The organism is Enterobacter sp. CM29 (genome assembly GCF_013179605.1).
Classification (GTDB): Bacteria; Pseudomonadota; Gammaproteobacteria; order Enterobacterales; family Enterobacteriaceae; genus Enterobacter; species Enterobacter intestinihominis.
On record NZ_JABMCU010000007.1, the window covers coordinates 1 to 23,428 of the forward strand.

The 23,428-nt window shown below is 50.1% G+C and carries 21 protein-coding genes and 1 pseudogene; 8 read left to right on the forward strand and 14 right to left on the reverse strand.

The window, feature by feature from the left end:
• The coding region (locus HP459_RS01890; RefSeq protein WP_171935867.1) for an alpha/beta hydrolase at window positions 1-958 on the reverse strand (958 nt) is incomplete at its 3' end.
• Window positions 959-1,296: 338 nt separating this feature from the next.
• On the opposite strand from HP459_RS01890, the gene HP459_RS01895 reads away from it, so the two are divergent.
• Window positions 1,297-2,196: a LysR family transcriptional regulator gene (locus tag HP459_RS01895; RefSeq protein ID WP_023300124.1), complete on the forward strand. Its 900-nt coding sequence runs from the start codon at window positions 1,297-1,299 to the stop codon at window positions 2,194-2,196.
• Between the two features lie 92 nt (window positions 2,197-2,288).
• A complete protein-coding gene (locus HP459_RS01900) occupies window positions 2,289-3,188 on the forward strand; it encodes a LysR family transcriptional regulator (RefSeq protein WP_171935868.1) in 900 nt (299 codons plus the stop codon).
• Between the two features lie 181 nt (window positions 3,189-3,369).
• Here HP459_RS01900 and HP459_RS01905 read toward each other — a convergent pair whose 3' ends face one another.
• The gene (locus HP459_RS01905; RefSeq protein ID WP_171935869.1) at window positions 3,370-4,419 is read right to left on the reverse strand and encodes an NAD(P)-dependent alcohol dehydrogenase; all 1,050 of its coding nucleotides are present in this window, start codon (window positions 4,417-4,419) and stop codon (window positions 3,370-3,372) included.
• A gap of 672 nt (window positions 4,420-5,091) precedes the next feature.
• The gene (locus tag HP459_RS01910) at window positions 5,092-6,006 is read right to left on the reverse strand and encodes an AraC family transcriptional regulator (protein ID WP_171935870.1); all 915 of its coding nucleotides are present in this window, start codon (window positions 6,004-6,006) and stop codon (window positions 5,092-5,094) included.
• Between the two features lie 283 nt (window positions 6,007-6,289).
• On the opposite strand from HP459_RS01910, the gene HP459_RS01915 reads away from it, so the two are divergent.
• The 3 genes from HP459_RS01915 (at window position 6,290) to HP459_RS01925 (ending at window position 7,742) form a co-directional block, all read left to right on the forward strand.
• The gene (locus tag HP459_RS01915; protein ID WP_171935871.1) at window positions 6,290-6,547 is read left to right on the forward strand and encodes a hypothetical protein; all 258 of its coding nucleotides are present in this window, start codon (window positions 6,290-6,292) and stop codon (window positions 6,545-6,547) included.
• Window positions 6,548-6,684: 137 nt separating this feature from the next.
• Entirely contained in the window at window positions 6,685-7,056 is a 372-nt protein-coding gene (locus HP459_RS01920) for a DUF2255 family protein (protein ID WP_171935872.1), read from the forward strand.
• 146 nt (window positions 7,057-7,202) lie between these two features.
• On the forward strand, window positions 7,203-7,742 hold the full coding sequence (locus HP459_RS01925; protein WP_253939614.1) for an NAD(P)H-dependent oxidoreductase: 540 nt from the start codon (window positions 7,203-7,205) through the stop codon (window positions 7,740-7,742).
• Between the two features lie 327 nt (window positions 7,743-8,069).
• On the opposite strand, the gene HP459_RS01930 is transcribed toward HP459_RS01925, so the two are convergent.
• The gene (locus HP459_RS01930) at window positions 8,070-9,362 is read right to left on the reverse strand and encodes a glycoside hydrolase family 28 protein (RefSeq protein WP_171935874.1); all 1,293 of its coding nucleotides are present in this window, start codon (window positions 9,360-9,362) and stop codon (window positions 8,070-8,072) included.
• 104 nt (window positions 9,363-9,466) lie between these two features.
• On the reverse strand, window positions 9,467-10,225 hold the full coding sequence (locus HP459_RS01935) for a DeoR/GlpR family DNA-binding transcription regulator (RefSeq protein WP_022648129.1): 759 nt from the start codon (window positions 10,223-10,225) through the stop codon (window positions 9,467-9,469).
• A gap of 86 nt (window positions 10,226-10,311) precedes the next feature.
• Here HP459_RS01935 and HP459_RS01940 point away from each other — a divergent pair, with 86 nt between their 5' ends.
• Together HP459_RS01940 and tam are read left to right on the forward strand one after the other, a co-directional pair.
• Window positions 10,312-10,896 (forward strand): NUDIX domain-containing protein, encoded by a 585-nt coding sequence (locus HP459_RS01940; RefSeq protein ID WP_058676643.1) that lies wholly within the window; start codon window positions 10,312-10,314, stop codon window positions 10,894-10,896.
• An 84-nt stretch (window positions 10,897-10,980) separates the two neighbouring features.
• Entirely contained in the window at window positions 10,981-11,739 is a 759-nt protein-coding gene (tam, locus tag HP459_RS01945; RefSeq protein WP_171935875.1) for a trans-aconitate 2-methyltransferase, read from the forward strand.
• Between the two features lie 6 nt (window positions 11,740-11,745).
• On the opposite strand, the gene HP459_RS01950 is transcribed toward tam, so the two are convergent.
• The 8 genes and pseudogenes from HP459_RS01950 to HP459_RS01985 all read right to left on the reverse strand — a co-directional run bounded on the left by HP459_RS01950 (window position 11,746) and on the right by HP459_RS01985 (window position 20,637).
• Window positions 11,746-12,936 (reverse strand): cytochrome c biogenesis protein/redoxin, encoded by a 1,191-nt coding sequence (locus HP459_RS01950; protein ID WP_171935876.1) that lies wholly within the window; start codon window positions 12,934-12,936, stop codon window positions 11,746-11,748.
• A 135-nt stretch (window positions 12,937-13,071) separates the two neighbouring features.
• Complete coding sequence (locus HP459_RS01955; protein ID WP_023300110.1) at window positions 13,072-14,367, reverse strand: ATP-binding protein; 1,296 nt, start codon at window positions 14,365-14,367, stop codon at window positions 13,072-13,074.
• Complete coding sequence (locus HP459_RS01960; RefSeq protein WP_171935877.1) at window positions 14,364-15,104, reverse strand: response regulator; 741 nt, start codon at window positions 15,102-15,104, stop codon at window positions 14,364-14,366. The genes HP459_RS01955 and HP459_RS01960 overlap by 4 nt, the downstream gene beginning before the upstream one ends.
• A gap of 44 nt (window positions 15,105-15,148) precedes the next feature.
• Window positions 15,149-16,144, reverse strand: a complete 996-nt coding sequence (locus tag HP459_RS01965) for an alpha/beta fold hydrolase (RefSeq protein WP_023300108.1) — start codon at window positions 16,142-16,144, stop codon at window positions 15,149-15,151.
• A gap of 134 nt (window positions 16,145-16,278) precedes the next feature.
• On the reverse strand, window positions 16,279-16,506 hold the full coding sequence (locus tag HP459_RS01970) for an N-acetyltransferase (protein WP_276349590.1): 228 nt from the start codon (window positions 16,504-16,506) through the stop codon (window positions 16,279-16,281).
• Between the two features lie 11 nt (window positions 16,507-16,517).
• Window positions 16,518-18,725, reverse strand: coding sequence for a peptidase domain-containing ABC transporter (locus HP459_RS01975; protein WP_154051265.1), 2,208 nt, complete (start codon window positions 18,723-18,725; stop codon window positions 16,518-16,520).
• Window positions 18,725-19,977, reverse strand: a pseudogene (locus tag HP459_RS01980) (HlyD family secretion protein). Before HP459_RS01980 ends, HP459_RS01975 begins: the two are co-directional and overlap by 1 nt.
• Before the next feature lie 93 nt (window positions 19,978-20,070).
• Window positions 20,071-20,637 (reverse strand): CPBP family glutamic-type intramembrane protease, encoded by a 567-nt coding sequence (locus tag HP459_RS01985; protein WP_252054983.1) that lies wholly within the window; start codon window positions 20,635-20,637, stop codon window positions 20,071-20,073.
• Window positions 20,638-21,911: 1,274 nt separating this feature from the next.
• Here HP459_RS01985 and HP459_RS01990 point away from each other — a divergent pair.
• Window positions 21,912-22,460, forward strand: coding sequence for a GNAT family N-acetyltransferase (locus HP459_RS01990; protein ID WP_155024921.1), 549 nt, complete (start codon window positions 21,912-21,914; stop codon window positions 22,458-22,460).
• Here HP459_RS01990 and HP459_RS01995 read toward each other — a convergent pair.
• Window positions 22,448-23,362 (reverse strand): bestrophin family protein, encoded by a 915-nt coding sequence (locus HP459_RS01995; RefSeq protein WP_003857155.1) that lies wholly within the window; start codon window positions 23,360-23,362, stop codon window positions 22,448-22,450. The two genes, HP459_RS01990 and HP459_RS01995, sit on opposite strands and share 13 nt — an antisense overlap.
• Window positions 23,363-23,428: the final 66 nt, after the last annotated feature.

Below are 23,428 nucleotides of genomic sequence, written 5' to 3' on the forward strand. Positions count from 1 at the left end.
CATATAAATCAAAATGTGATGCACCAGGAATAATAACCAGCTCCTTCGGTTCTTTCGCATTGTCATAAGCCTGCTGGCTGAATTTTCGTGTTTCAGCTTTTTCACCGGCAATTAGCAGCACGGGACGAGGGGAAATCGAATCCATATGCTCCAGTGGATAGTAGGCCATATGGAGTCCTGGACTGGTGACGACATAACGGTTACGGGCATTGGGATGCGCTCCTCTCGGAGTCAGGTAATAATCAGTCGCCTCCTGAACAAAATTAGGCGTACTGGTATTTACCGTATCCCGTGAAGGCAGCAACTGCTGAACCAGTACTGGAGCCCCGCTTGCCTCTTTATTCAGTTGTTCATCCACACTTTGCATTAACTTCATTCGAGCGCTTGCCGTAACCGGCAGGCCTTCAATATCGTTGCGGGTTGCATCGCCAATGTCGTAGGTGACGACACCGGCAACAGCCTTGACGCGTAAATCGTTTTGCGCTTCGTGCAGCGTATAGCCTCCGCCAGCACAAACGCCGAGAGTACCAATGCGGCTGGCATCAACCTGTGGCAGGCTGGCAAGATAGCCTATAGCGCTGCGGATATCCTGTACCCGATCTGACGGATTTTCCAGGTCACGCGGCAACCCACCGCTTTCACCATAGTGCGACGCATCATAAGCCAGAGTAATAAATCCACGCTTTGCCAGCTGCTGTGCGTAAAGCCCGGACGTTTGTTCTTTTACGCCGCCCCAGGGATGCGAGACTACAATAGCCGGATATTTCCTGGCACTGTCATAATCAGGCGGAAGATATAAATTTCCCGCCATGGTGATGTCTCCATTTTTAAACGTTACTTTTTGCGAGCCTGAAACATTGATGCCCTCCGCAACAGTAGAAGGAATTTTTTGGGCAGCCATAACAGAGCCTGCCGCCAGCATTGAAGCACACAAAAGAGAAACCTTAATTAAGGACATGGTTTTACCTCATTGATGAGATTGACAGGAGTCATCGAATAAGCCAAAAGCACAGGTTGAACTGTGAGAAATATATCCGCATACTGTCAGCTTTATTGTTTCAGGCACCCATAGCCAGCCGGAAACTATCAATTCTGATATAATACCGGGACAGGCAAATTCAATTGTTATTGAAGAGCAGCCAGTGCTTATTAATGTACATGAGGCGGACTCGGTTAACCACCCGGCCGTATTTCTTACATTCATAAATGAAATTCATTAATGCCCGTGTTATCTTATCCATAGTATCTGTAGACACCGAGTTGTCCGGAAGGCAACATAGCCGGTGAGGGAGAAAGATGGCACGAGAAGGGTTTAGTGAATTAATCGCACTCATTGCAGTTGCCCAGACGGGAAGTTTTACCCGTGCAGCGGCTCAGCTGGGCATCACGCAACCCGCACTCAGCGCGAGCATACGCGGACTTGAGGAACGGCTGGGAGTGCGTCTTGTCCAACGCAGCACACGAAGCGTTGCGATGACAATGGCGGGCCAGCATCTTGTCGAGCGCCTGATACCGGAGTTTGAGCAGATCACGTATGAACTGGAATCCCTCAATGACTTACGCGATAAACCTACCGGAACGCTGCGCATTACCGCCATTGACTACGTCATACGCTCGGTTCTGTGGCCCCGATTAACCCCTTTTCTGAGACAGTATCCGGACATTACCGTTGAGCTTATCAGCGAGTATGAAAGCGTAGATATTGCTGCCCGGGGGTATGATGCTGGCGTCCGGTTTGGGGCCGACCTGGCCCAGGACATGATTTCCGTTCGCATCAGTGCAGACGTGAAAAATGCGGTTGTCGCTTCAGCAGAGTATTTTACGCGCTACCCGATCCCGCAACATCCGGACGAACTGAGCCAGCACAGCGGGGTTCGTTTACGCATGTCCACCTACGGTGGGTTGTATGACTGGGAATTTGTTGAGGATAACCGCGAGTTCAGCGTCAAAATCAACGGGTCGGTAATATGTAATAACGTTTACGACATACTGGAAGCAGTGAGGCGAGGCTTCGGTCTGGCTTACCTTCCACTGGATATGGTACAGCCCTTGATTGATAGCGGAGAGCTGATTTCTGTACTCCATGACTGGTGCCCTCTCTGGCCAGGGCTACACCTTTATTATCCAAACCGGCGACAGCATTCCAGAGCCATGAGTCTGATGGTGGAGGCACTACGCTTTCATGTGAATGACTGAACCGGATATCGCTGCCAGTCACTTAAACCAGAGCAGCGAATAATCAGTACATGTTGTTAAACAGATTTTTTCCAGAGAACAGGTGACGAAGCATGTCAGGCGAAATATTCCGGGATCTAACTGCATTTATTACCATTGCCCGGCACAGAAGCTTTACCAGAGCGGCCGCAGAGCTCGGCGTTTCGCAATCAGCATTAAGCCATGCCATCCGCAATCTGGAAGAGCGGATCGGGCTGCGTCTTTTGATTCGTACCACACGCAGCGTTTCCCCGACCGAGGCGGGTAAAAGATTGCTGGAACGCGTTTCCCCCAGGCTGGATACGATTGCCCGTGAGCTGACCTCCGTCAGGGATTTGAGCAGTACTATTGCGGGTACGGTAAGAATGACGGTCTCTGATTTTGCCTATAAGACTTTTGTATGGCCACGCCTCAGCGAAACGCTACGCCATTATCCGGACGTCAGGCTTGAGCTCTCTCTGGATGCAGCACTGACCGATATAATTACGGAGAGATTTGATGCCGGTATCAGGGACGGTGATTCGCTTGGCAAAAATATGGCCTCTGTGCGCATCAGCCCGGACTTACGTTATTCAGCAGTTGCCTCTCCCGGTTATGTTCAGGATAAAGGGCTACCGCTTATACCCGGTGATTTAGGCCAGTATTCCTGTATTAATACCCGCTTTACGCCAGGGGGAAGCACAACGCCATGGATAGTGAAGGAAAATGAAACGGGGCAGATTTTACGGCCTGCGGGCCATCTGATCTTTAATTCATATTATGCTGCGATGGATGCAGCGCTGGCGGGTTACGGCATTGCCTTTTTACCGGAGATACTCAGCCAGCCATGGCTGGATTCAGGAAAACTTGTGCCGATCCTGCCTGGATGGTGGGCAGAACGACCGGGTTTTTATATTTACTATCCGGGAGAACGTCAGATGCTGCCTGCGCTCTCCATGATTGTTGAAACGCTGCGATATGAGCCGCCAGTATAATGCCATTTCTGCTCAGAACCGCCTGACCCGGGAAGCAGTAAAAGGCCAGGCTTATCCACCTGGCCGTTACAAAGATCCTTCGTCCCCGGAGCGCATGCCCGAAATACGCCTGATAGCCGGATGTGCAGGTGTGCGGCAGTTCCGATCAAGTCTTTTCCGACGCTACAGACACGCTGAAGAATTATTCTGCACTTAACGTAGCCATATCAATGACAAAGCGATGAGCCATGTCTCCTTTTTCAAGACGGGAGAAAGCATCATTGATGTGCTCTATGTTGATCATTTCACAATCCGGATAGACATCATGTGCCGCGCAGAAATTAAGAAGCTCCTGCGTTTCGGCAATGCCACCAATTAACGATCCTGCAATGCGACGTCGTCCCATAATCAGCGGGACCGTTACGGGTTCTTCCAGCGGACCAACCTGTCCGACAATGATTAACGTACCGTCGACATCCAGCAGAGGAGTGAAGGTATTCACGTCATGTTTGACAGGAGCAGTATCGATAATCACATCAAAAGAACTGGCTGCTTTTTCAAGTTCAGCCTGATCGGTGGAGGCAAGAATGCCTTTCGCACCCAGAGTAATCGCCTCTTTTTCTTTATTACGGCTCCGGCTGATGACCGTAACGTCAGCCCCCATGGCGACAGCGATTTTTACAGCCATATGACCGAGCCCCCCGAGACCAATCACCCCGACACGGCTTCCTGACTTCACATTCCATGTTTTTAAAGGGGAGTAAGTAGTGATACCAGCGCAAAGGATAGGCGCAGTGCGGGACAGATCCATGCCGTCCGGAATTTTGAGCACAAATTCTTCACGGACAACAATATGCTTTGAATAGCCGCCTTGCGTGATTTCGCCGGTTACTCGATCAGGAACCCCGTAAGTGGGTGTCATGCCCTGGCGGCAGAACTGCTCCTCACCGTGGGTACACTGGTCGCACTGCATGCAGCTGTCGACCATACAACCGACCGCGACATTATCGCCAATCTGATATTTCGTGACACCGCTACCCGTCGCTTTCACCACGCCAACAATTTCATGTCCGGGTACCAGCGGATACGACTGCGGGCCCCAGTCGCCGTTCACCGTATGCAGGTCAGAATGACACACACCACAATAAAGGATTTCGATGGCGATATCATTTTCCTTCAGCTCACGTCGGGTAAATTGATAAGGCGCTAATGTCGCACTGGAAGAGAATGCAGCATATCCGACTGTTTTCATAAAACCTCAAATCTGATAATTAATTGATACGTCAAATAAAACGGAAAGCGATAAACAATTTATGGTGTACAAATAAAGCACGAACTAATGATATTTATTTTCCCACCCGTCATGTGATATTGATTATTTACTAGTGTATGGTGCTGCTATCAGATTGCAACATCATAAAACTGATAACACTTATAACTGAAATTAATAAATTACGCACAGCCTCAGATATTCAATTGAGTTTCAGCCGCGATGCTAATCGCGACGGGTCAGATTTTTATCTTCATCCATTTCTACACTCCCGTTAATATTTCTAATCGGATCAGGCTTCCGCTTCAGAATGAAAACTGAATGTACTTTGGTTGTGGCCAACCTGGATAGTTGAGCTTTCCTTGATGCCTCATATTAACACCCTGGCACCATTATAAAATTAAGCCTTTAAGGGTGAACAGAGAATAATTTACCTGTCAGGGATGACATAAAAATACACAATTACAACAAATTATTTGCCTGATCCTCTGAGGGTTGAACATCCACATCAATTTACAGGGGTGAAATGTCAATGAATGTTCAGTTCCGAAACACTACTGGAATTTGCCTTCGCAAGCTCATTAATAAGCTAATGATACATATAATGCTTTCCCGGGGCGGGGTAGTGCACGAAAAAAAACAGCTCGTTAAATATCATATTTTCCCGGCAGCTTTTCTCAGAACAGTTATATCTCTTTTAGGTGATTCCCCGAACATTCTCGTATATTCCCGGCTGAAATGGGACAGGCTTTCGTAACCGACAGCATAGGCTGCTGTGGTGACATCGTAATGATCGGTCAGCATCAGTCGCCTGGCTTCATTGAGGCGCAGCCATTTCTGATACCGGAGCGGACTCATTCCCGCGAGCTGCCTGAAGTGTTGGTGGAAAGAGGGCGTACTCATTTGCACGCGAGCTGCCAGCTCCTCGACACGCAAAGATGATGCTATATTGGTTTTTAACCAGTCGATAGCTTTCCCGATACGGTAGCCATGGCCGTCTACTGCTGCAATCTGTCTGAGATGATCGGACTGATCGCTCATCAAAAGCCGGTAATGTATCTCCCTTTGAATCAGCGGTCCCAGAACAGGTATGGCTTCAGGCTCGTCAAGCAAGGAAAGCAGGCGGCAGAAAGGCTCCAGCAGAACATCAGTCATGGTACCTATACCTACACCTGTACCCGCGTCACGTTTTTTGACAGGCGGCAGGCATCCCTGTGCAATTAATTCCATCAAAACACGCTGGTCAAGTTTATAGGATACTCCAACACAGGGCCGTGAAGCTGTTGCCTGTAACACTTCCGAACTGGCCGGTAAATCGAGTGGGGTTATAAGGAATTTTTCAGCATTATATTCATAGGGTTCACCGCCAACCCACATGATCTTTGCCCCTTCTGCCACCAGTACGATACTCGGCGGTACCAGGCAGCTCACAGGAGGTGCAGGTTCGTTACGCCGGAAGAGTTCCAGCCCGTCGACAGCTGTAGGTAAATCGCCGGTACCGGGTATGCGCCGGGTAATATCCCTGGAAAGCAAGCCGATTAGTTTCTCAACTGACTTGTCTGAAATCATTCTGTATTGTCTCACATTGGTCATGTTTTTGGGACGTCGTCAACTTACCAGTTACGTATACAGAATTATACGCTTTGGTATCAGGTTAAGAGGATCGGGCAAATAATGCAGAGTATTTTAATAACGCATTTCAGGAAATAGCCCCAGAATATTTTTTACATAACTCACCACATCGCCCTGTGTTTACAGAACAGTGTCTTTCCCCTGTCAGATACTGCTCCCCTAGCATAAGGTGTTCAGAGGATGAGATTTGAAATACGTATGATCTCTAAGAGTGTGCAGAATGGATAGTAAACGAACGTTTTCACTCAGCTATGAAGACCTGACCAGTGAGTGTGTGAAGATGATAAAAGAACTTCAGACCAGCGCGGCCAGTCTCGATGGTATTGGTTATGCGCTCGTACAGACAAAAATACAGGCTGTACTGGTTCTCTGGAGCAGACTGGCAACGGCTGGTAAGGCATGCCAGCTCAATTTTGTTATGGACCGACAATACCTTATACAAATGATCGCCGGTAATTCCGTCATCGAAATGCACTGATCGGCAGTCAAATGCTACGCCGACAGTCAGTTGCAGATAACACAGATTGCAACTTGTGAAGCAGAGGAAATATGTCTTACGTTTTCTGCTTTACTCCGCAAAAGCCGAAATATCCGCATGGAAAAAGAGGAAACATTATGTCCTGGAATCCCGAACTTTTAACACAAATTGATGCGGCGGACGACCTGAAAATTGCTCCGTATCACCCCGACATGATAACGACCGGGACGCCAACATGGATTTGGGAGGTGACGGTGGATAACCGCCTTTTCGTCCGTGCATTTAGTGGTACCAGTTCAAAATGGTATCAGGCGGCATTGTCTCAACAAGCAGGTAGGATTCTGGCTATCGGACAGAAATTCGACGTGCTGTTCGCAAAACCATCAGACCCTGAGCTTGAAAGAAAAATCGATCAGGCTTATCAGAAAAAATACTCCGGCAGCAGCTATGTTTCCGCAATGACAGGTACACGTGCAAGAGCGGCCACGGTTGAAATATTACCTTCCTGATTTTTTATTTCAGTAATTCCGCGTTTTCTTTAAGGCGAGAACGTGTCCGGAAAACTTTGATTTCAGCTAAACTGGAGACAAGCATGAAACCACTCATTATAAGTACCCCGGTTAAAATGCTGGCAATTTTCCTGCTGGCCATACTGATGCCACTAAAAGGTGCCATCAGTAAAGAGAAGAGCGCCATAAGGACGCTTGTAATCGTGTCTCATCCGTATCCGGAACGGTCTGTGATGATAAAGGGGCTTCAGCAGGCGGCTGAGAGCGTACAGGGAGTGACTGTTCGTAAACTTGAAACGCTCTATGGTTTCGATACACGCAAGATAAACGGTGATGAGGAGAGGCGTATCACGCGCCAGAATGACCGGATAGTATTTATCTTTCCAACTCACTGGTTCAACATCACACCCATGATGAAAGCGTATATGAATGATACCTGGGGTAGCGTTGGTCCTGATTTATGGAAGGGTAAAGAAATGCTTATCGTTACTACTGCTGCCGGTGACGAATCAACATACGGAAAAAATGGCAGAACAGGTATCGAGCTTGCCGATGTATTCACACCAATGAAAGCCAGTGCATTACATGCAGGCATAACATGGCTACCACCTCTGGTTTTCCAGGGCGTAAGTGCCAGCCATTTGCCTGAATACCAGCGCCAGCTCATTGAGCGCCTGACTAAATAAATCTCATACACTATGATTAAACGCTTCTTAATCGGAAGCGTTTTCCTGCCATGTGGTATCTACTGATCAAGTACATACATCTGGCACATTTCGTATATTTGAAGAAAATAGCTCCTAAACATAACGTCTCTTCAAGAAGAAGATAGAGGGATAGGTAAATGTATGATTAATCGTATCCTGTGGCCGGTTATGAACTAAATGACCGACGAACTGAATTTAACATAATATACATTATGCGTACTTAGATTGAATACGAGTAAATCCAGCCAGTTCAGACCCATCCTTGTTCTGCTCATTCCGCGCATCATGTCCCTCTGTTCTGTGCCATCAACGTTCATAACTGTCGTTACGGTCTTGCGTGATCTCCACGGCAGTCACCTGTACATCCTTAAAGCGCAGCTCATCCACACCAGAAATTTTCCCGAACTCTGACGCGTCAATCAAAATCCCCTCCAGCGTTAACCCGACCACAGGACGCTCCGGATATCCCTCGATGAAAAATGCCCGCGAAAAGCATTTGCTGTCTGATCGACGCGCCGTCATATTTTTAATCGTCAGTCCGCTGACCGCAGTAAGACCGGCTTCGCCCTCAACACCTTCAGCCAGCTTGCGCCAGTGTTCTGGTTTATCAGATAAATTGCTCTGGTCGCCATAGCTATACTGCGGAAACCAGTTCAGTTGGATCAGCACCGGAAAACGCACGTCCGTAAGCCGTAGATTTTGTACGGTGATATCACGGATAAATCCGCCCCGGTTGCGAGCAGATTTAATGCGAAACCCGACGCCCGTTCCGTTAAACGCGTTATCTTCTATCAGGACGCGTTCAATGCCACCTGAAGTTTCACTCCCCAGTGTGATCCCGGATCCCTTATTCAGCGTACATCCTCGAATCACTATATCCCGCGCGGCACGAGCTTTTTGCGCCGCTTCGCGTCCTCGTCCTGATTTGATGCAGATATTGTCGTCATTGCAGGACACAATGCAGCGTTCAATCCGCACCTGTTCGCAGGAGTCGACGTCAATCCCGTCGGTGCTCGGCCCCGCAGAATTGCTGATTTGCACGCCCTCAACCGCGATATGGCGCGAATAACAGAGGTGCATGTTCCAGAATCCGGACTCCCGACTGGTAAAATCACGCAGCAGAATACTCTGGCTTTCAAAGACCAGGATATTGCGCGGGCGCTGACAGTCATAATCAACAACCCAGCGCAATCCTCTTGCGCTGTAATCGCCGACCATGCCGCTGCGCTCGTCATCGCCCCAGTAGCGTTGCCACCAAATTGCACCCTGCCCGTCTATCGTGCCTGTACCGGTAATGCTGACGTTTTCACAATCGATGATATTAATAATGCCTGCCGGCCAGCGCATATCAATGCCGGCCACCCGGGTATTTATCAGGGGATAATCAGCCAGATCCTGGCTTCCAACGAGCTGTGCACCAGCGTCCAGGCGAAGTGAAACACCGCTTTTCAGAAACAACGCTCCGGTCAGAAAACGGCCTTGCGGAATAACGATGACATCGTTCTGTTGAGCACTATTTATGGCCTGCTGAATGGCGGATGTTGCCAGGCGTTGCGCGGTTGGGTCCGCGCCATACGCCAGAATGGAGATCGCTTTCATGGCTTTTCCTTAAACAGATGAAAGCCTTAGTCTAGGAATCCGCGTGATGGATAACCTTTGTCTGTTTGACAGCCACGCAGTCAGGCTGGCAAAAAAGCGGATATTTACTGGCTGGCGATCACCGCAACGCCCTTTTCTTTCATAGCGTTGACCCAGCGTTCATCCGTTGTGTTTTCAACAACGAGCGTATTCACCAGCGACAAATCGCCAATCACAAACGCTGAGGCCGTGTTGATCTTTTCCGGTGAGGCCAATACCACCGTTTCCGCCGCTCTGCCGGAAAATGCACGTTTGATGCATGCTTCTTCATAATCTCCGGTGGTCAGCCCGGCCTCAGGATGCACGCCGGTGACACCCATGAAAAACAGATCCGCATGAATATTGTTGATGCCTTCAATAGCGGCCGCGCCGACCGTGACGATGGAGTGTTTATACAAACGACCGCCAATCAGGATCACCTCTATGCACGGATGGTTGACCAGCCCCAATGCAATACCCGGGCTGTGCGTCACCACGGTTACCCGCAAATCTGGCGGCAAGAAGGTAATAAGTTCTGAGGTGGTCGTCCCGCCATCAATGATCACCACCTGCCCCGGTGAAATGAGCTGCGCGCCCCGACGTGCCACGCGTTTTTTTGCATCCATTTTAACGGACTGACGCTCGGCAAAAGGCGCAATCGCTGAAGATGCCGGAAGCGCGCCGCCGTGGACACGCTGCAAACGCCCTTCTGCCGCCAGTTCACGTAGATCCCGGCGGATAGTGTCCTCAGACACCGAGAAAAAGAGGCTGAGCGCAGTTGACTGGACCTGGCCTTCCGCCTCCAGCTTTTCCAGAATCAACTGTTTACGCTGACTTGTGAGCATGAATTATTCCTGATGTTGCACGATAATTATTGTAATTACACGAAAATGCTGTTTATGATGCATACTCTACGAGAGGAGAGCCAAACGTGCAATCAAAACGTGCAGATATACGCATCATCAACAGCGAAACGTTGTCCGACAACTGGTATAACCTGAAAAAATACACTTTTGACCTCCAGCGCAGCGATGGTGACTGGCAGCGGCAAGAGCGTGAAGTGTATGACCGCGGGAATGGCGCGACGATCCTGCTCTATAATCGCGACAGCAAAACAGTCATTCTTACACGTCAGTTTCGTTTCCCTGTGTTTATCAATGGTCACGAAGAGGATCTCATTGAGGCGGCTGCCGGGTTGCTCGATAACCTTGACCCGGAAAGCCGGATTAAGGCCGAAGCGGAAGAGGAAACCGGGTATAAGGTGACGCGCATAGAGAAAATTTTTGAGGCCTATATGAGCCCGGGCTCCGTTACCGAAAAACTCTACTTCTATCTGGCGGAATATCACCCGCAGGATCGGACCAGCGCGGGCGGTGGCGTTAAAGCAGAGGGGGAAGATATCGACGTGCTGGAAATGACGCTGGACGACGCGCTTCGTGGCATCGAGAATGGCCAGATCGTCGACGGTAAAACCATCATGCTGCTTTATCACGTGGCCCTGAAAGGCATTTTATAATCTCACGTTTATCCGGATACCTGCCCCTGCGCAGGTATTTGCCTGTGCTATTCTTGCTGAACACCTCAACATGGAGATGCGAAAATGGCCGACTGGGATCCTTCTCTATATCTACAATACAGCGCAGAACGCACACGTCCCGCCGCTGAGTTACTGGCCCGGGTGCCGCTTGCTGATATAATCTCTGCCGTGGATTTGGGCTGCGGGCCAGGCAACAGCACCGCGCTGCTGAAACAACGCTGGCCTTCAGCGCAGATAGCCGGTGTGGATAACTCCCCGGCGATGCTGGAGGAAGCCCGACAGGCCCTGCCAGACTGCCACTTTGTTGAATCGGATATCCGTCACTACAAACCTGACCAGCCTCTCAGCCTGATCTACGCCAATGCTTCCCTGCAATGGATCCCGGACCATTACCACCTTCTGCCGCATCTGGTTTCACTGCTCCAGTTAAACGGCGTGCTGGCGATACAAATGCCTGACAACTGGCTTGAGCCGACGCACGCCCTGATGCGTGAAGTTGCCTGGGAACAGGGCTACCCCGATCGTGGCCGCGAGCAGCTGCCGGGTATTCATGCCTACTATGATATTCTGACGGACGCGGGATGCGACGTGGATATCTGGCGCACCACCTACTTTCATCAGATGAGCTCTCATCAGGCGATTATTGCCTGGGTCAGCGCGACGGGGTTACGGCCGTGGCTACAGGATCTCAACGAGAGCGAGCAGCAAAACTTTCTGAAACGCTACCTCGAGCTGCTGGAAGAGCAGTATCCGCTCCAGGAGAACGGGCAGATACTGCTGGCTTTTCCGCGCCTGTTTATGGTTGCTCAGCGGGTTCCGTAAGCCGAATCAGGAACGCGCTTCCTTGAGCAAATGCTGAATTACAGCCTCCTGCTTGTCGTAGTTGCCTTCGCCAAACGAGGTGTAACGCAGTTGCCCTTTCGCATCGAAATAGTAATGTGCTGGCCAGTACTGATTACCGAACGCGCTCCAGATTTTGTAGTTATTATCCGTCACTACGCGGTACGGCAACTGCCATTCGTTGACCGCGTTTTTCACCGATGATAACGGCTTTTCCCAGGGGTATTCAGGGGTGTGGACGCCAATCACCACCAGACCTTGTGACTCATATTTCTTCGCCCAGTCTCGAACATGCGGAAGGGTATGCTGGCAGTTGATACAGTCCCAGGTCCAGAAATCGATAAGCACAACTTTCCCCCGCAAGGCCTTAGACGTGACAGGGTCACCGTTTACCCAGCCCGTACCGCCGCTTAATGATGGTAGCTGGCTGCTCGGCGTTGCGTCAGCGACTGGTTGCAGTTTCACCTGCGTGGAGGATGGTTGCGCAAGGCTCAACAGAGCGTTTTCCAGCTGGTCGGTAATACCGCTGGCGCCTTTCAGGACCGACGTCATTCCTGAGGCGTTGAAAGCCACGGCGGCTAACATCATCACCCCTGCGCCCTGACGCAGACGCTCCATCAATGCGGATTTGGCTCTCAGAGGGGTTATCAGCTTACGGCCCCCCGCGACAAGCAGCCCCAGCATCAACGCGCACCCACTGCCGTAAGCGGCTAACAGCGCTCCGGTTGCGATGGCCGAGTGGCCAGTAATGTTAATGCCGAAGATCGCCCCGAGAATCGGTCCTGCACAGGGGGACCACAGAAGTCCAACGGCCAGCCCTGCCAGAAAAGCCGAAAACATGCCGTGTCGCTGAACGCTGTGGGTGTTAAGAACGTTCCCCGCGCTGACCGCCGGGCTGGCAATGCGCTGAGCGAACTGCGGGAAGATCAGGGCCAGGGCGGCAATGCTCAGTACCAGCAGCGCAATCCAGCGACCGATAACGGTGGCGTCAGCGATCCAGTCACTGGCAACCGTTACTACCATCGCCACAAACGTGAACATCACTATCAATCCCGCCAGAAGCGCCAGAATGTGTTTGCGCTGCCCCTGAAAGCCGGCGAACAGCAGAGGAATAACGGGAAGCGTGCACGGGCTGAGCAGGCTAATCATGCCGCCTAAAAAAGCGATTATCAGAAACATAACGACCTCACGATACAGTTGCTGCGAAGGTGCAGTGAGGTCATTTCACCCTGCGAATGTGTTCAGGCCGTGTGCAAAAAACTGAATTTTGTCTGCCTTCGTATCCGCACGGCGCGCAGATACACAGGCGTACAATTAAACGCGCGGAAGAGTCACGCTTACGGCCAGCCCGCCCTCTGCCCGGTTTGCAAGATGCAATTTCCCGTCAAGCTGGGCGGTGAGCTGCGCGGCAATGGCGAGGCCTAACCCGGTGCCGCCCGTTTCGCGGTTGCGCGACGTTTCAACCCGGTAGAACGGCTGTAACACCGCCCCCAGTTCTGCCTCCGGGATGCCGGGGCCGTTATCCATAATGCGGATCGCTACCTGCCTTTCATCTTCATCAATCTCTATTACCGCGCTATGGCCAAACTTGAGCGCATTATCCAGCAGATTGGTCATTACCCGGCGCAATGCCTGGGGGCGGGTGACGATCGGCAGACGTGTACTGCGTGCATGAAACTGCACGTTTTTACCAATGTCCTGATAATCACTGGCGATGCTGTTAACCCACGCGTTCAGCTCCAGCTTAAGCGTGGTCTCTTTCAGTGATTCTGATGACCGGGCATAGGCAATACCTTCTCGTACCAGGCGCGACATATTATCCAGGTCGCTCAACAACTTATCGTGGAGTTCGGGCTGATCCGCCATTTCGACCCGCAGCTTCATACGCGTGATGGGCGTCTGAAGATCGTGAGAAATGGACGCCAGAATCTGCGCGCGTTCACGCAGATAAGTTTGTATCCGCGACTGCATCTCATTAAAAGCCTGCGCCGCCTGTCGCACCTCAACCGGACCTTTTTCAGTCATAGGAGAATGGGCCGCAGGATCGAGGGAATCAACCGCGAGCGTGAATTGCAGGAAAGGCCGGACAACCTGGCGCACGGCAATCCAGGAGCAGAGCGCGACAAGTAACAACTGAAGAACCAGCACCACGGGTAACCAGCTGGCGACTGGCGGCATGCGCGGGATCAGATCGATAGTGAGCGGTGCGCCGTCGCGGAGCGTCAGATGGGCCTGAATGTGGGAAACAGGCCCCGGCACTGCCGTAAACTGGAGCGGATATTGAACTGAAAGCGTCTCTTTCAGGGTGCGAATCGCATCCCGCGAGCGCTTGTCCGTTGGCGCAGCGCCTGCCTGGCCGGGACCAAGGATATAACGATAATTACCGCGACCGAGCCGTTCCAGCCACTCTGGCCGCTCTTTGGCCGGAAGCCGGTCGAGAATGGCCACGCTGGTCGCCACGTCATTCTCAAGATTGCCCAGCATAACCGTGCGCGCGCTGTGCATTCGCTCAACCATGACCAGCGTCAGGCTGAGCGCGTTAGCCAGCAAGAGTCCAAGCAGCACAATGATCAGCAGCCGGGCCAGTAAGGTGCGGGGCCACAGCGTCATTCATTGGCCTCGACGATGGTCACCGGCATAGTAAAAACGTAGCCTTCGCTGCGAACGGTTTTAATGTAGGCTGGCGAGCGGGCATCTTCATTCAGGCGCTGTCGCACGCGGCTCACCAGGAGATCAATCGAACGCTCAAACAGCTCGGCATCACGTCCCTGCGTCAGGTTCAGCAGTTGATCGCGGGTCAGCACCCGTTGAGGATGATCGAGAAATACACGCAGAAGGCGATATTCCGCCCCGCTGAGCGCCACAACCATCCCCTCGTTATCAATCAGATGACGCGCCACGGTATCCAGCTGCCATTCACCGAACACCACCAGGCGCCCTGCCTCGGTCACCTGAAGATTAGGCGGCATAGTACGAAAACGGCGCAGGATAGTTTTGATACGCGCCAGCAGTTCGCGGGCCACAAACGGTTTTACCACATAATCGTCGGCGCCCATCTCCAGCCCCAGGATCCGGTCCATGTCCTCGTTGCGCGCGGTGAGCATCAGGATCGGCAGATCCTTATGCCTGCTGCTGCGCAGCTGTCGACACACCGTCAGGCCATCATCACCGGGCATCATCACGTCCAGCACCACCAGGTCGATATGCTGTTTGTCGAGCACCATGCGCATCTCTTTTCCGTTCGCCGCACCAGAGACGTGATAGCCGGATTTCACGAGGTAATCGACAATCAGTTCACGAATATCCCTGTCGTCATCGACGACAAGGATGTGATCAATATGCTCCACCGCAGGCTCCTGATTAAGAGGTAACGGATTGAAAATAGCACATATCAGAGCTTATCCGCGTCGACAACTGCTTTAACAAAGTCCTGCGGATCTTCTTGCGGCGGGTTGTGGCCCACCGTTGCGCCGAAAGTACGGTGCTCATATTTTCCGGTAAATTTCCCGGCATAGGCCGCAGGTGCAGGGTGTGGCGCCCCGTTATTACCGCCTTCGATGGTGATGGTCGGCACCGTAATGTTCGGCAGCGTCGCCAGTTTTTGTTCATAGGCGTCATATTTAGGCTCCCCTTTTTCCAAACCCAGACGCCAGCGGTAATTACTGAGCGTGACGGCAACGTGGTCCGGGTTATCGAGGGATTTGGCGCTGGCATTGAAGGTGGCATCGCTGAATTTCCAGTCCGGCGAAGCCTGGGACCAGATCAGCCGGGCAAAATCGTGCGTATTTTTAGCATAGCCTTCCGCCCCGCGCGGCGTGGCGAAATAGAACTGATACCACCACTGAACTTCTGCCTTCGGCGGTAAAGGCTGTTTGCCAATCGCCTGGCTGCTGATCAGGTAGCCACTTACCGAGACCAGCGATTTCACCCGTTCCGGCCAGAGCGCCGCAACGATATCCGCCGTACGTGCACCCCAGTCATAACCGGCAAACACCGCCTGTTTGATATCCAGGGCGTCCATCAGGTTGACGATGTCTTTCGCCATTGCCGAAGGCTGGCCGTTTCGCGGCGTTTTATCAGAAATAAAGCGCGTGGTGCCGTACCCGCGCAGGGACGGCACAATGACACGATACCCTTTCGCGGCCAGCGCGGGGGCCACTTCAGCGTAGCTGTGAATGTCGTACGGCCAGCCATGCAGCAGGATCACTGGTTGCCCGTCTTTCGGCCCGATATCGACATAACCGACGTTCAGATCGCCGGCGTTAATTTGTTTTACCTGGTTAAAAGCCGACGAGTAATCCTTACCCATCGCTTCTGCCTGACAGGACATTAAGGTGCCAAGCGAAACGGTCAATGCGACTGCTGAATATGCGAGTTTGTTAAACATGATGTTATCTCCGGGTAAGTTCAGTTGACGGAGATATAACACCATGGGTTTGTATAGGGGATGTGTGCGGAGGCGGTTTTATTGCATACCTGTGTATGTATCACAGAGGCAGATACAGTGTGATACAAATCCGGTTAAAGGGTGATTCGGTAACGGACGTAATCGTCGGCTTCACCAAAGTGATCATACAGCTTACGCGCCGGATTGTGCATGCGGGTTACCCAGTAGAGTTTTGACCACCCTTCCCGCTTACCCTCATCGATCAGGGCGTCGATAAGCGCTTTACCCGCCCCTGCGCCACGTTCGGCAGCGTCAACAAATAGATCTTCCAGATAGGGGTAAGTTTGGATATCGAAAATTATGTACGTTAAGGTTAATTTTTTGCCATCACGTCATTAGTATATTCACAAACAGACTCGCCATTATTGACTGTATGCTGGAGATTCAGCTCCGTTAAGTAGCCGTCTGCCAGATACAAAACCCGGTCTGCAGAGGCTATGGTTTCCGGGCGATGGGCTATCAGCAGAACAGGAAGCCCCAGTTGACGTAAGGTCTGGCTTATCCGGATTTCACTCTCAACATCAAGGTGGCTGGTCGCTTCATCCAGTAACAGGAATCCCGGTTTCTTGTACAACGCCCTTGCCAGCAGAATGCGTTGTTTTTGTCCTCCGGAAAGCCCTCCGCCGGTTTCACCAATCAGCGTCTGATACCCCATCGGCATTGCCATAACATCGCTGTCGATAAGTGCCAGTCTTGCGCACTGGATCATTCGTTCATAATTTCGGTCATCACTGAAAAAAATAATGTTATCTGCTACAGAACCTTTGAAAAGATGGTCATCCTGCAGTACGGTACCGATACGCTGACGAACCTGAAAATAATCCGGATGCGTATGCAATATGCCAAATGCCCTGATCCTGCCCTCATCAGGGATGTGGATCCCAAGGATAAGCTTCACCAGTGTCGTTTTCCCGCATCCGGATTTACCTGTAATGGCAACGACTTCTCCGGGATTGAGTGTCAGCGACACCCCGCCGATTATCGGATTTTCCCCTCCCTTGTGGCTGAAGATGATGTGCTCAAGTACTAGAGGAGCATGAGCATATTCATCCATCTCCCTGCGGGATACAGAAGGAATGTGCGAAGCGTTGTTATGCTCACGAAAAGGCTGTTGCTGAAGGCCTTCTGTCGGGGTCAGTACAATATCAGCCAGTCGTTCGTTGTAAACATCGAGCATACGCCAGGAAAAAAACTTATCAGTCAGGCTACTGATACTGGAAGAAAAACGCGTCTGATAGGATAAATAAGCAACCAGCATGCCGACGGTGAAGGTACCATTCAATACCTCCCCGGCGCCTTTCCACAAAATGATTGCTGATACCACGCTGCCGGTAAGAGTGTGAGCAATGTCATAGCACATCAGCAGACGGCTCTGACGCAACTGCGTATTTCTGCGGGCAACGTTGAGATTCAGCCAGGCGGCCTCACGATGTGCCGTCACACCGTTAATTCTCAGGCTGAGGATCCCGTTGAGTGTTTCAAGAAAATGCCCGGACTCCTTGGCACCTGCATCCCAGGCATCTTCTGCCGACTGTCGAAGGGACGGATACCACAGTGCCCTCAACACACCATAGAAAATGGCTGCAAGTACGGCGATCAATGTCATTTCAGGACTGTACAGCAGCATCATGCAAAGCGCAGTCACCACGAGAAACACATCCAGAATACCTTCCAGCACTTGCGTAGTCAGCGCCTGCTGGATGGTATCTACCGCCTCAAAACGAGCATTAATACTCCCCTTACTGCGTGCATCAAACCAGGCCAGAGGAAGATGGACCAGATGATGGAAAACCCGTGCTGTCCACTGCATGTTAAAATTGACGGACAGTGTAATACTCGCCCACTGGCGGGCCAGTGACAGCAGCATCTGGGTCAGTGACATCAGCAGAAGCGCAATAATAATGACGGTCAACAAACTCTGGTCGGCAGCCACCAGGACTTCATCAATCACCAGCTGGTTGAGAAGCGGGCTTCCCAGTGTCAGGATTTCGAGTGCCACGGCAAAAACGATAATTCGCGACATTGCCGACAACAGACCCGGTGTTTTACCTGTCAGTTGGCGCAGATGGATTTTTTTCCTTTCATCCCGAGCGGTAAAATCACTGGCTGGCATCAGCTCCAGCGCGACGCCGGTGAAATGTTTTCCAGCATCCTGTAGGGAGAGCGTTACTTTTCCCTTTTCCGGATCATGAATAACCAGCCTGCTTCCGCGAACTTTATGTAGCACAACAAAATGATTCATGTTCCAGTGGAGAATACACGGGAGAGAAAGGGATCTTAGGTCCTCAAGCTCCAGCCGAACTGCCCGGCTGGATAATCCGATACCGGCCGCACATTCAGTCAGTCTCTGCAGGGTCATCCCTTGTGAGCTGATACTGAAACGTTCGCGCAGTGTGGGTAAGTCTGTTTGCAGACCATGCCAGCAGGCCATCATGACCAGGCATGCCAGACCACATTCCGCTGACTCTGTCTGTCGGGTGAGAGGAAGCTGTTTTCTCCCGGTCCATTTGAGTGTATCCATCACAGCTTTCCTTTCAGGCTCCAGAGCGGCTCAGTCAGCCACTCCCACAAATTGCGGGTATCCAGGCTGACATCCCCCTCAAGAACCATGCCGGGGCGCAGGGCTTCCTGTTTCCCATAAGCCAGAATAAAAGTATTTTCAGGTTCAACGATGACGCGGTAATGACCTTCATTCTCCTTCCAGGTCACAGGAGATACGGAGAGTAAATCAGAAGATGTCAGCGTTGTATGGCTTATTTCACGGATAGTCCCGTACTGCACACCAAACTTCTGATAGGGGAAGGCAGAGAACCGCAGGGCAACACGCTGCCCCGCCTGAATAAAGCCAGCATTCTGACTGGTAGCATAGAGTTCTATCTGCAAACGGGCATTGTCGGGAATGAGGGTCATGACAGGTTCAGATGCCCTGACAGACTGTCCCTGTCTGACCAGCACGGCAGCAACGGTTCCGGATACCGGTGAAGTCAGCGTGAAATTTTCCTTACCTGCCAGTTCGTCCTGCTGTTGCCTGATAACCTGCAACTGCCTGTCCATTTCAGCCTTCCGGCTTTCACCCTGAACGATGAGATGGTCAAGGTCGTCTTTAGCAGCCTCCATCGCGGTGTGCAGTTGCAGAAGCCCCTGACGCTGATCCTCAACGTTTTGCTGTGACGTTGAAACGTCAATCTGCTTCTGCTGGTATTCGATATCTGATACGTAATGCGTATCAGCAAGTTTCTTATAGCGCTCCATAACAGACACGGCCAGCGCAGCCTGATGCACGGCAAGTGACAGACGCTTTTCTGCACTTTTAACCTGAGGTTTCAGGAAAACTATTCGCTGTTGTATGGCATGCTGCTGCTGACTGTTGTCACGCAATTCCAGGGTCTGTTGAGAAGTCAGCATTGTAAACTGAGTTTGTAGGGAAAGTCTTATAGCAGCGAGTGTACCTGCCCCTGTTCGTTGAAATGTTCACCGCTGATATGATAAAGAGTCTCACCGGCAATAATGTGTTGACCTTCTGAGGCGGTCAATTTGGTTACGTAGCCAGCATATTGAGGAGTGATTTTTACCAGCCCGGATGAGGGCATAACGATTCCGGAAAGGTGAGCCTTACGTGTATAGCTACCATAAAGAATAAAGAGTATCAGGCACAGAAATATGAATAACGTTGTGAGTGCGCTTACTGATAAACCGAATGACGCAGGTAAGACAATCTCACCATAATCAGAATCTGTTTGATGATTTAAAGCCTCTTCCCTGAAGATATTCATATCCCAAATACCCTTCAAAAATTTAACGACAAAACAAAAGCATTCATGCACGAATGAATTATAATAGGATAAAAAAGCCCTCTGCTTCTTATTCTAACTATTAATAGCAATATTGACACCAAAAAAAAGAATGGATTGATCTAATATGTTATAATACTGTCCATGCATCAGACAAAAAGACAATGAAGTCAATATACATGGGATAATATACTTTTTATTAAAAATTGAGTGGAAAACACCGAAGATACAGCCCCTGTATATAATCTCCTCATAATATGGGACTACGAAGGTGGCTATTATAAATGCTATAAAACTAATATGGGAAGGTCCATAATGATATAAATTATCCCTGTAAAGATAAACATTATACTGAACCAGCAAAATGACAAACAACACAACAATAGAAAATTTTATTGAAGTTAAATCTCTACTTGGGCGTAATTTAAAACCATCCAACTTCCTTAAGTAAAAAATATACAAGAAAAATGCAATTGAAAATTCCGCAATAAACAATAAGAAAAATGACACATCGAGAGTAAGATAGCGGAGGGTTATGGATGGCGATAACGTAATTATTATTGAGATAACAGACGCAATAAAAAGAACAATTACGTTTTTCTTACTATAAATGAATGGATAGACATGCCTAAAGATTATCATGTTCAACCTATTATTAATTCATATTTTATATAAGAATCAACAAATATGGTTATGATATCGTAATCATTTTTTGATATCATGCACTTTAACTTCAGTGAACATTTGTAATGATTCCATTCTGCAACACAACAATTTTTATCGGAGTGTACTTTATTTACTTTTAAACCTATTCATCAAGTTAACGCCCCATCGAGTTACTGCTATTAATACAATCAACGCAATAAGAAACCTTGATATAATCCCTGGCCGTGATACTTCGTCAAACTCAAGAACTTCAGCGTATTTCAAAAGGGTAAATGCGATAATGAAAAAAAATAAGTAAATTAGGAAATTTAAAAATTGTTTCATGCTTAACCCGATACTTGTGATTACATTAACTTTATCAAAAATAATAGCTCATCATGACTACTTCGAATAATCATTAAATATCGAAACACCTAGAATAACATTCAGTTATAATGAGCTTTTAAATTATTATCACACACAACTCAAATTACTTATCAACGGCATTGTCCGGGGCCGTTGTAATTATTATTTTTATCTTTACTACCACGATCTGAAAAACTATCTTTTGTGCACTGGCCAGCTATAGCTCCACCAATTACCCCAGCGGTCATACCCACTGGCCCCCCAGGAGAGCCGGCGATTAGACCACCGATGATTCCTGCGCCGCATGAGTCAACGCCCTTGTAAATAGAGCCATTGTTTCCTTTTTAATTACCAGATTTAGAGCTGGTGTTACGACTACCGGCACCTTCATAATTACCGCTTCCATTGCCGCCACTTACTAATGCTATCTCATTAAGGCTTAATGCTCTTATATTCGACATAAATCATCTCCATTTAATTTAGTTTTGCATTTTGTGCTAAAAAAATATCTTACATTACTTAATGTAAAGAAAGTGTATTTATGTAAGCAAATGTAAATAAGCTATTGAACTTCGTAAACCGTAGCTCCATTTGGGAGCAGTTCAGCTCCTGCATGGGCAGGCCTATAACACGAAATCGACCTGGAGGTACGGTAATGTTCAGGCATCTTTTCTGACGTCCAGCGCGCAATCACTTCTGCGTCGTAACAGATTTTACAGCCATGGCGCATCGCTTCGTTACGGACGTGCCAGAGTGTTTCGGCTTCTTCGGGCCTGGCTTTTCTTGGCATTACATACTCCTTTATGGATAAATCTGAATAACAAAAGCACGACCAACTGGAATGTGATATTGATGAAATATCAGAACCCAAACAAATGATAACGCTCAAATATGGAGATCACCGGATGACGATACCCACGCTTACAACAGAACGCTTATTACTTAAACCCCTTGTTGCCGCCGATGCCGTCCAGATCCAGCAACGCTATCCGCGCTGGGAAATTGTCCGCTATATGGTGGCTTCAGTCCCCTGGCCCTACCCGGAAAACGGTGCAGAAAATTATGTCAACAACGTTGCACTGCCCGATATGGCCAAAGGGATTGCGTGGTTCTGGACGATTCGCAGCCGTGAAGCGCCTGATGAACTGATGGGGTTAATTTGCCTGTACGACGTCGAAGACAACAACCGGGGCTTCTGGCTCGCGCCGGAATTTCAGGGACAGGGATTTATGCGTGAGGCGAGTATCGCGGCAACGGATTACTGGTTCAATACGCTTAACAAAGCGGTGTTACGCGCGCCGAAAGCGGCGGCCAACAGCCGCTCCCGACGTATTTCAGACAGCAGCGGCATGCGGCTCATCAGGACAGAGAAGAAAGCCTATGTCAGCGGCCTGCTGGACTCGGAGCTGTGGGAAATCACCCACGACGAGTGGAATGCCCGTCAGGTCAGCTGATAATGCTTATCCGGCATTAGCCTTTCAGGGATGTTCTCTTCATCGTTCATCTGCAACAGATCGCGCTCCATCATGTTGCAGATTGCGTCCAGCGGCAGATCGTTATCTTCTGTCCCAAACGGATCTTCCAACTCTTCCGCCAGCGTATCAAGCGAGATAAAAGTGTAGGAAATCAGCGCAGAGACAAAGGGCGTCATGTAATGCAGATCAACAACCAGCGCAAACGGCAGCATGATGCAGAACAAATACACCGTTCGGTGCAGGATCAGCGTATAGGCAAACGGGACTGGCGTATTGGCGATACGCTCACAGCCTGCCAGCACGATGGACATATCGTTCAGGCGGTTGTTGAGGCTGTGAAACAGGATGTCTGAAAGGTGCCCGCTGCGCCGCCGCACGGCCAGCCACTCCCCCATGATCAGCAGGATACGGTTCGCCGGCGAGTTGGCATCCATCACTTTGCGTAAATCGTCTGGAGCCAGATAGCGGGACAGCTGATCGGCATTGGTTTCTCTGCGCAGTGTCATACGCAGACAGTTAGCAAACGCGATTTGCAGGCGGACAAACTCTCCAAGATGTTTATCATCCGGCAAGGTGTTTTTTACCTCGCGAAACAGCGAGCGCGCCGCTATCATCAACTGCCCCCAAAGCAGACGCGCCTCAACGTAGCGCGAATAACAGGCGTTATTGCGAAATCCCAGGAAGATGGCGATAGCCACGCCCAGAATGCTGAACGGCGCGACGGTAAAGCGGATACCCAGCGAGGTGTACCACGGCAGCATGACAATCACGGCGATGGAAAGCAGGAAGTTAAGCAGCAGTCGGGTATAAATTTTGGGAAGTACCGAACCATGCCAGACAAAAATCAGTTGCAGCCAGTGCTGTTGAGGACGAACAATCATAATCAGCTTCAGAAAAGTAAAGAGCGCGGCTATTAAACGTGATCCTCATCACGGTTGCAAGCATGT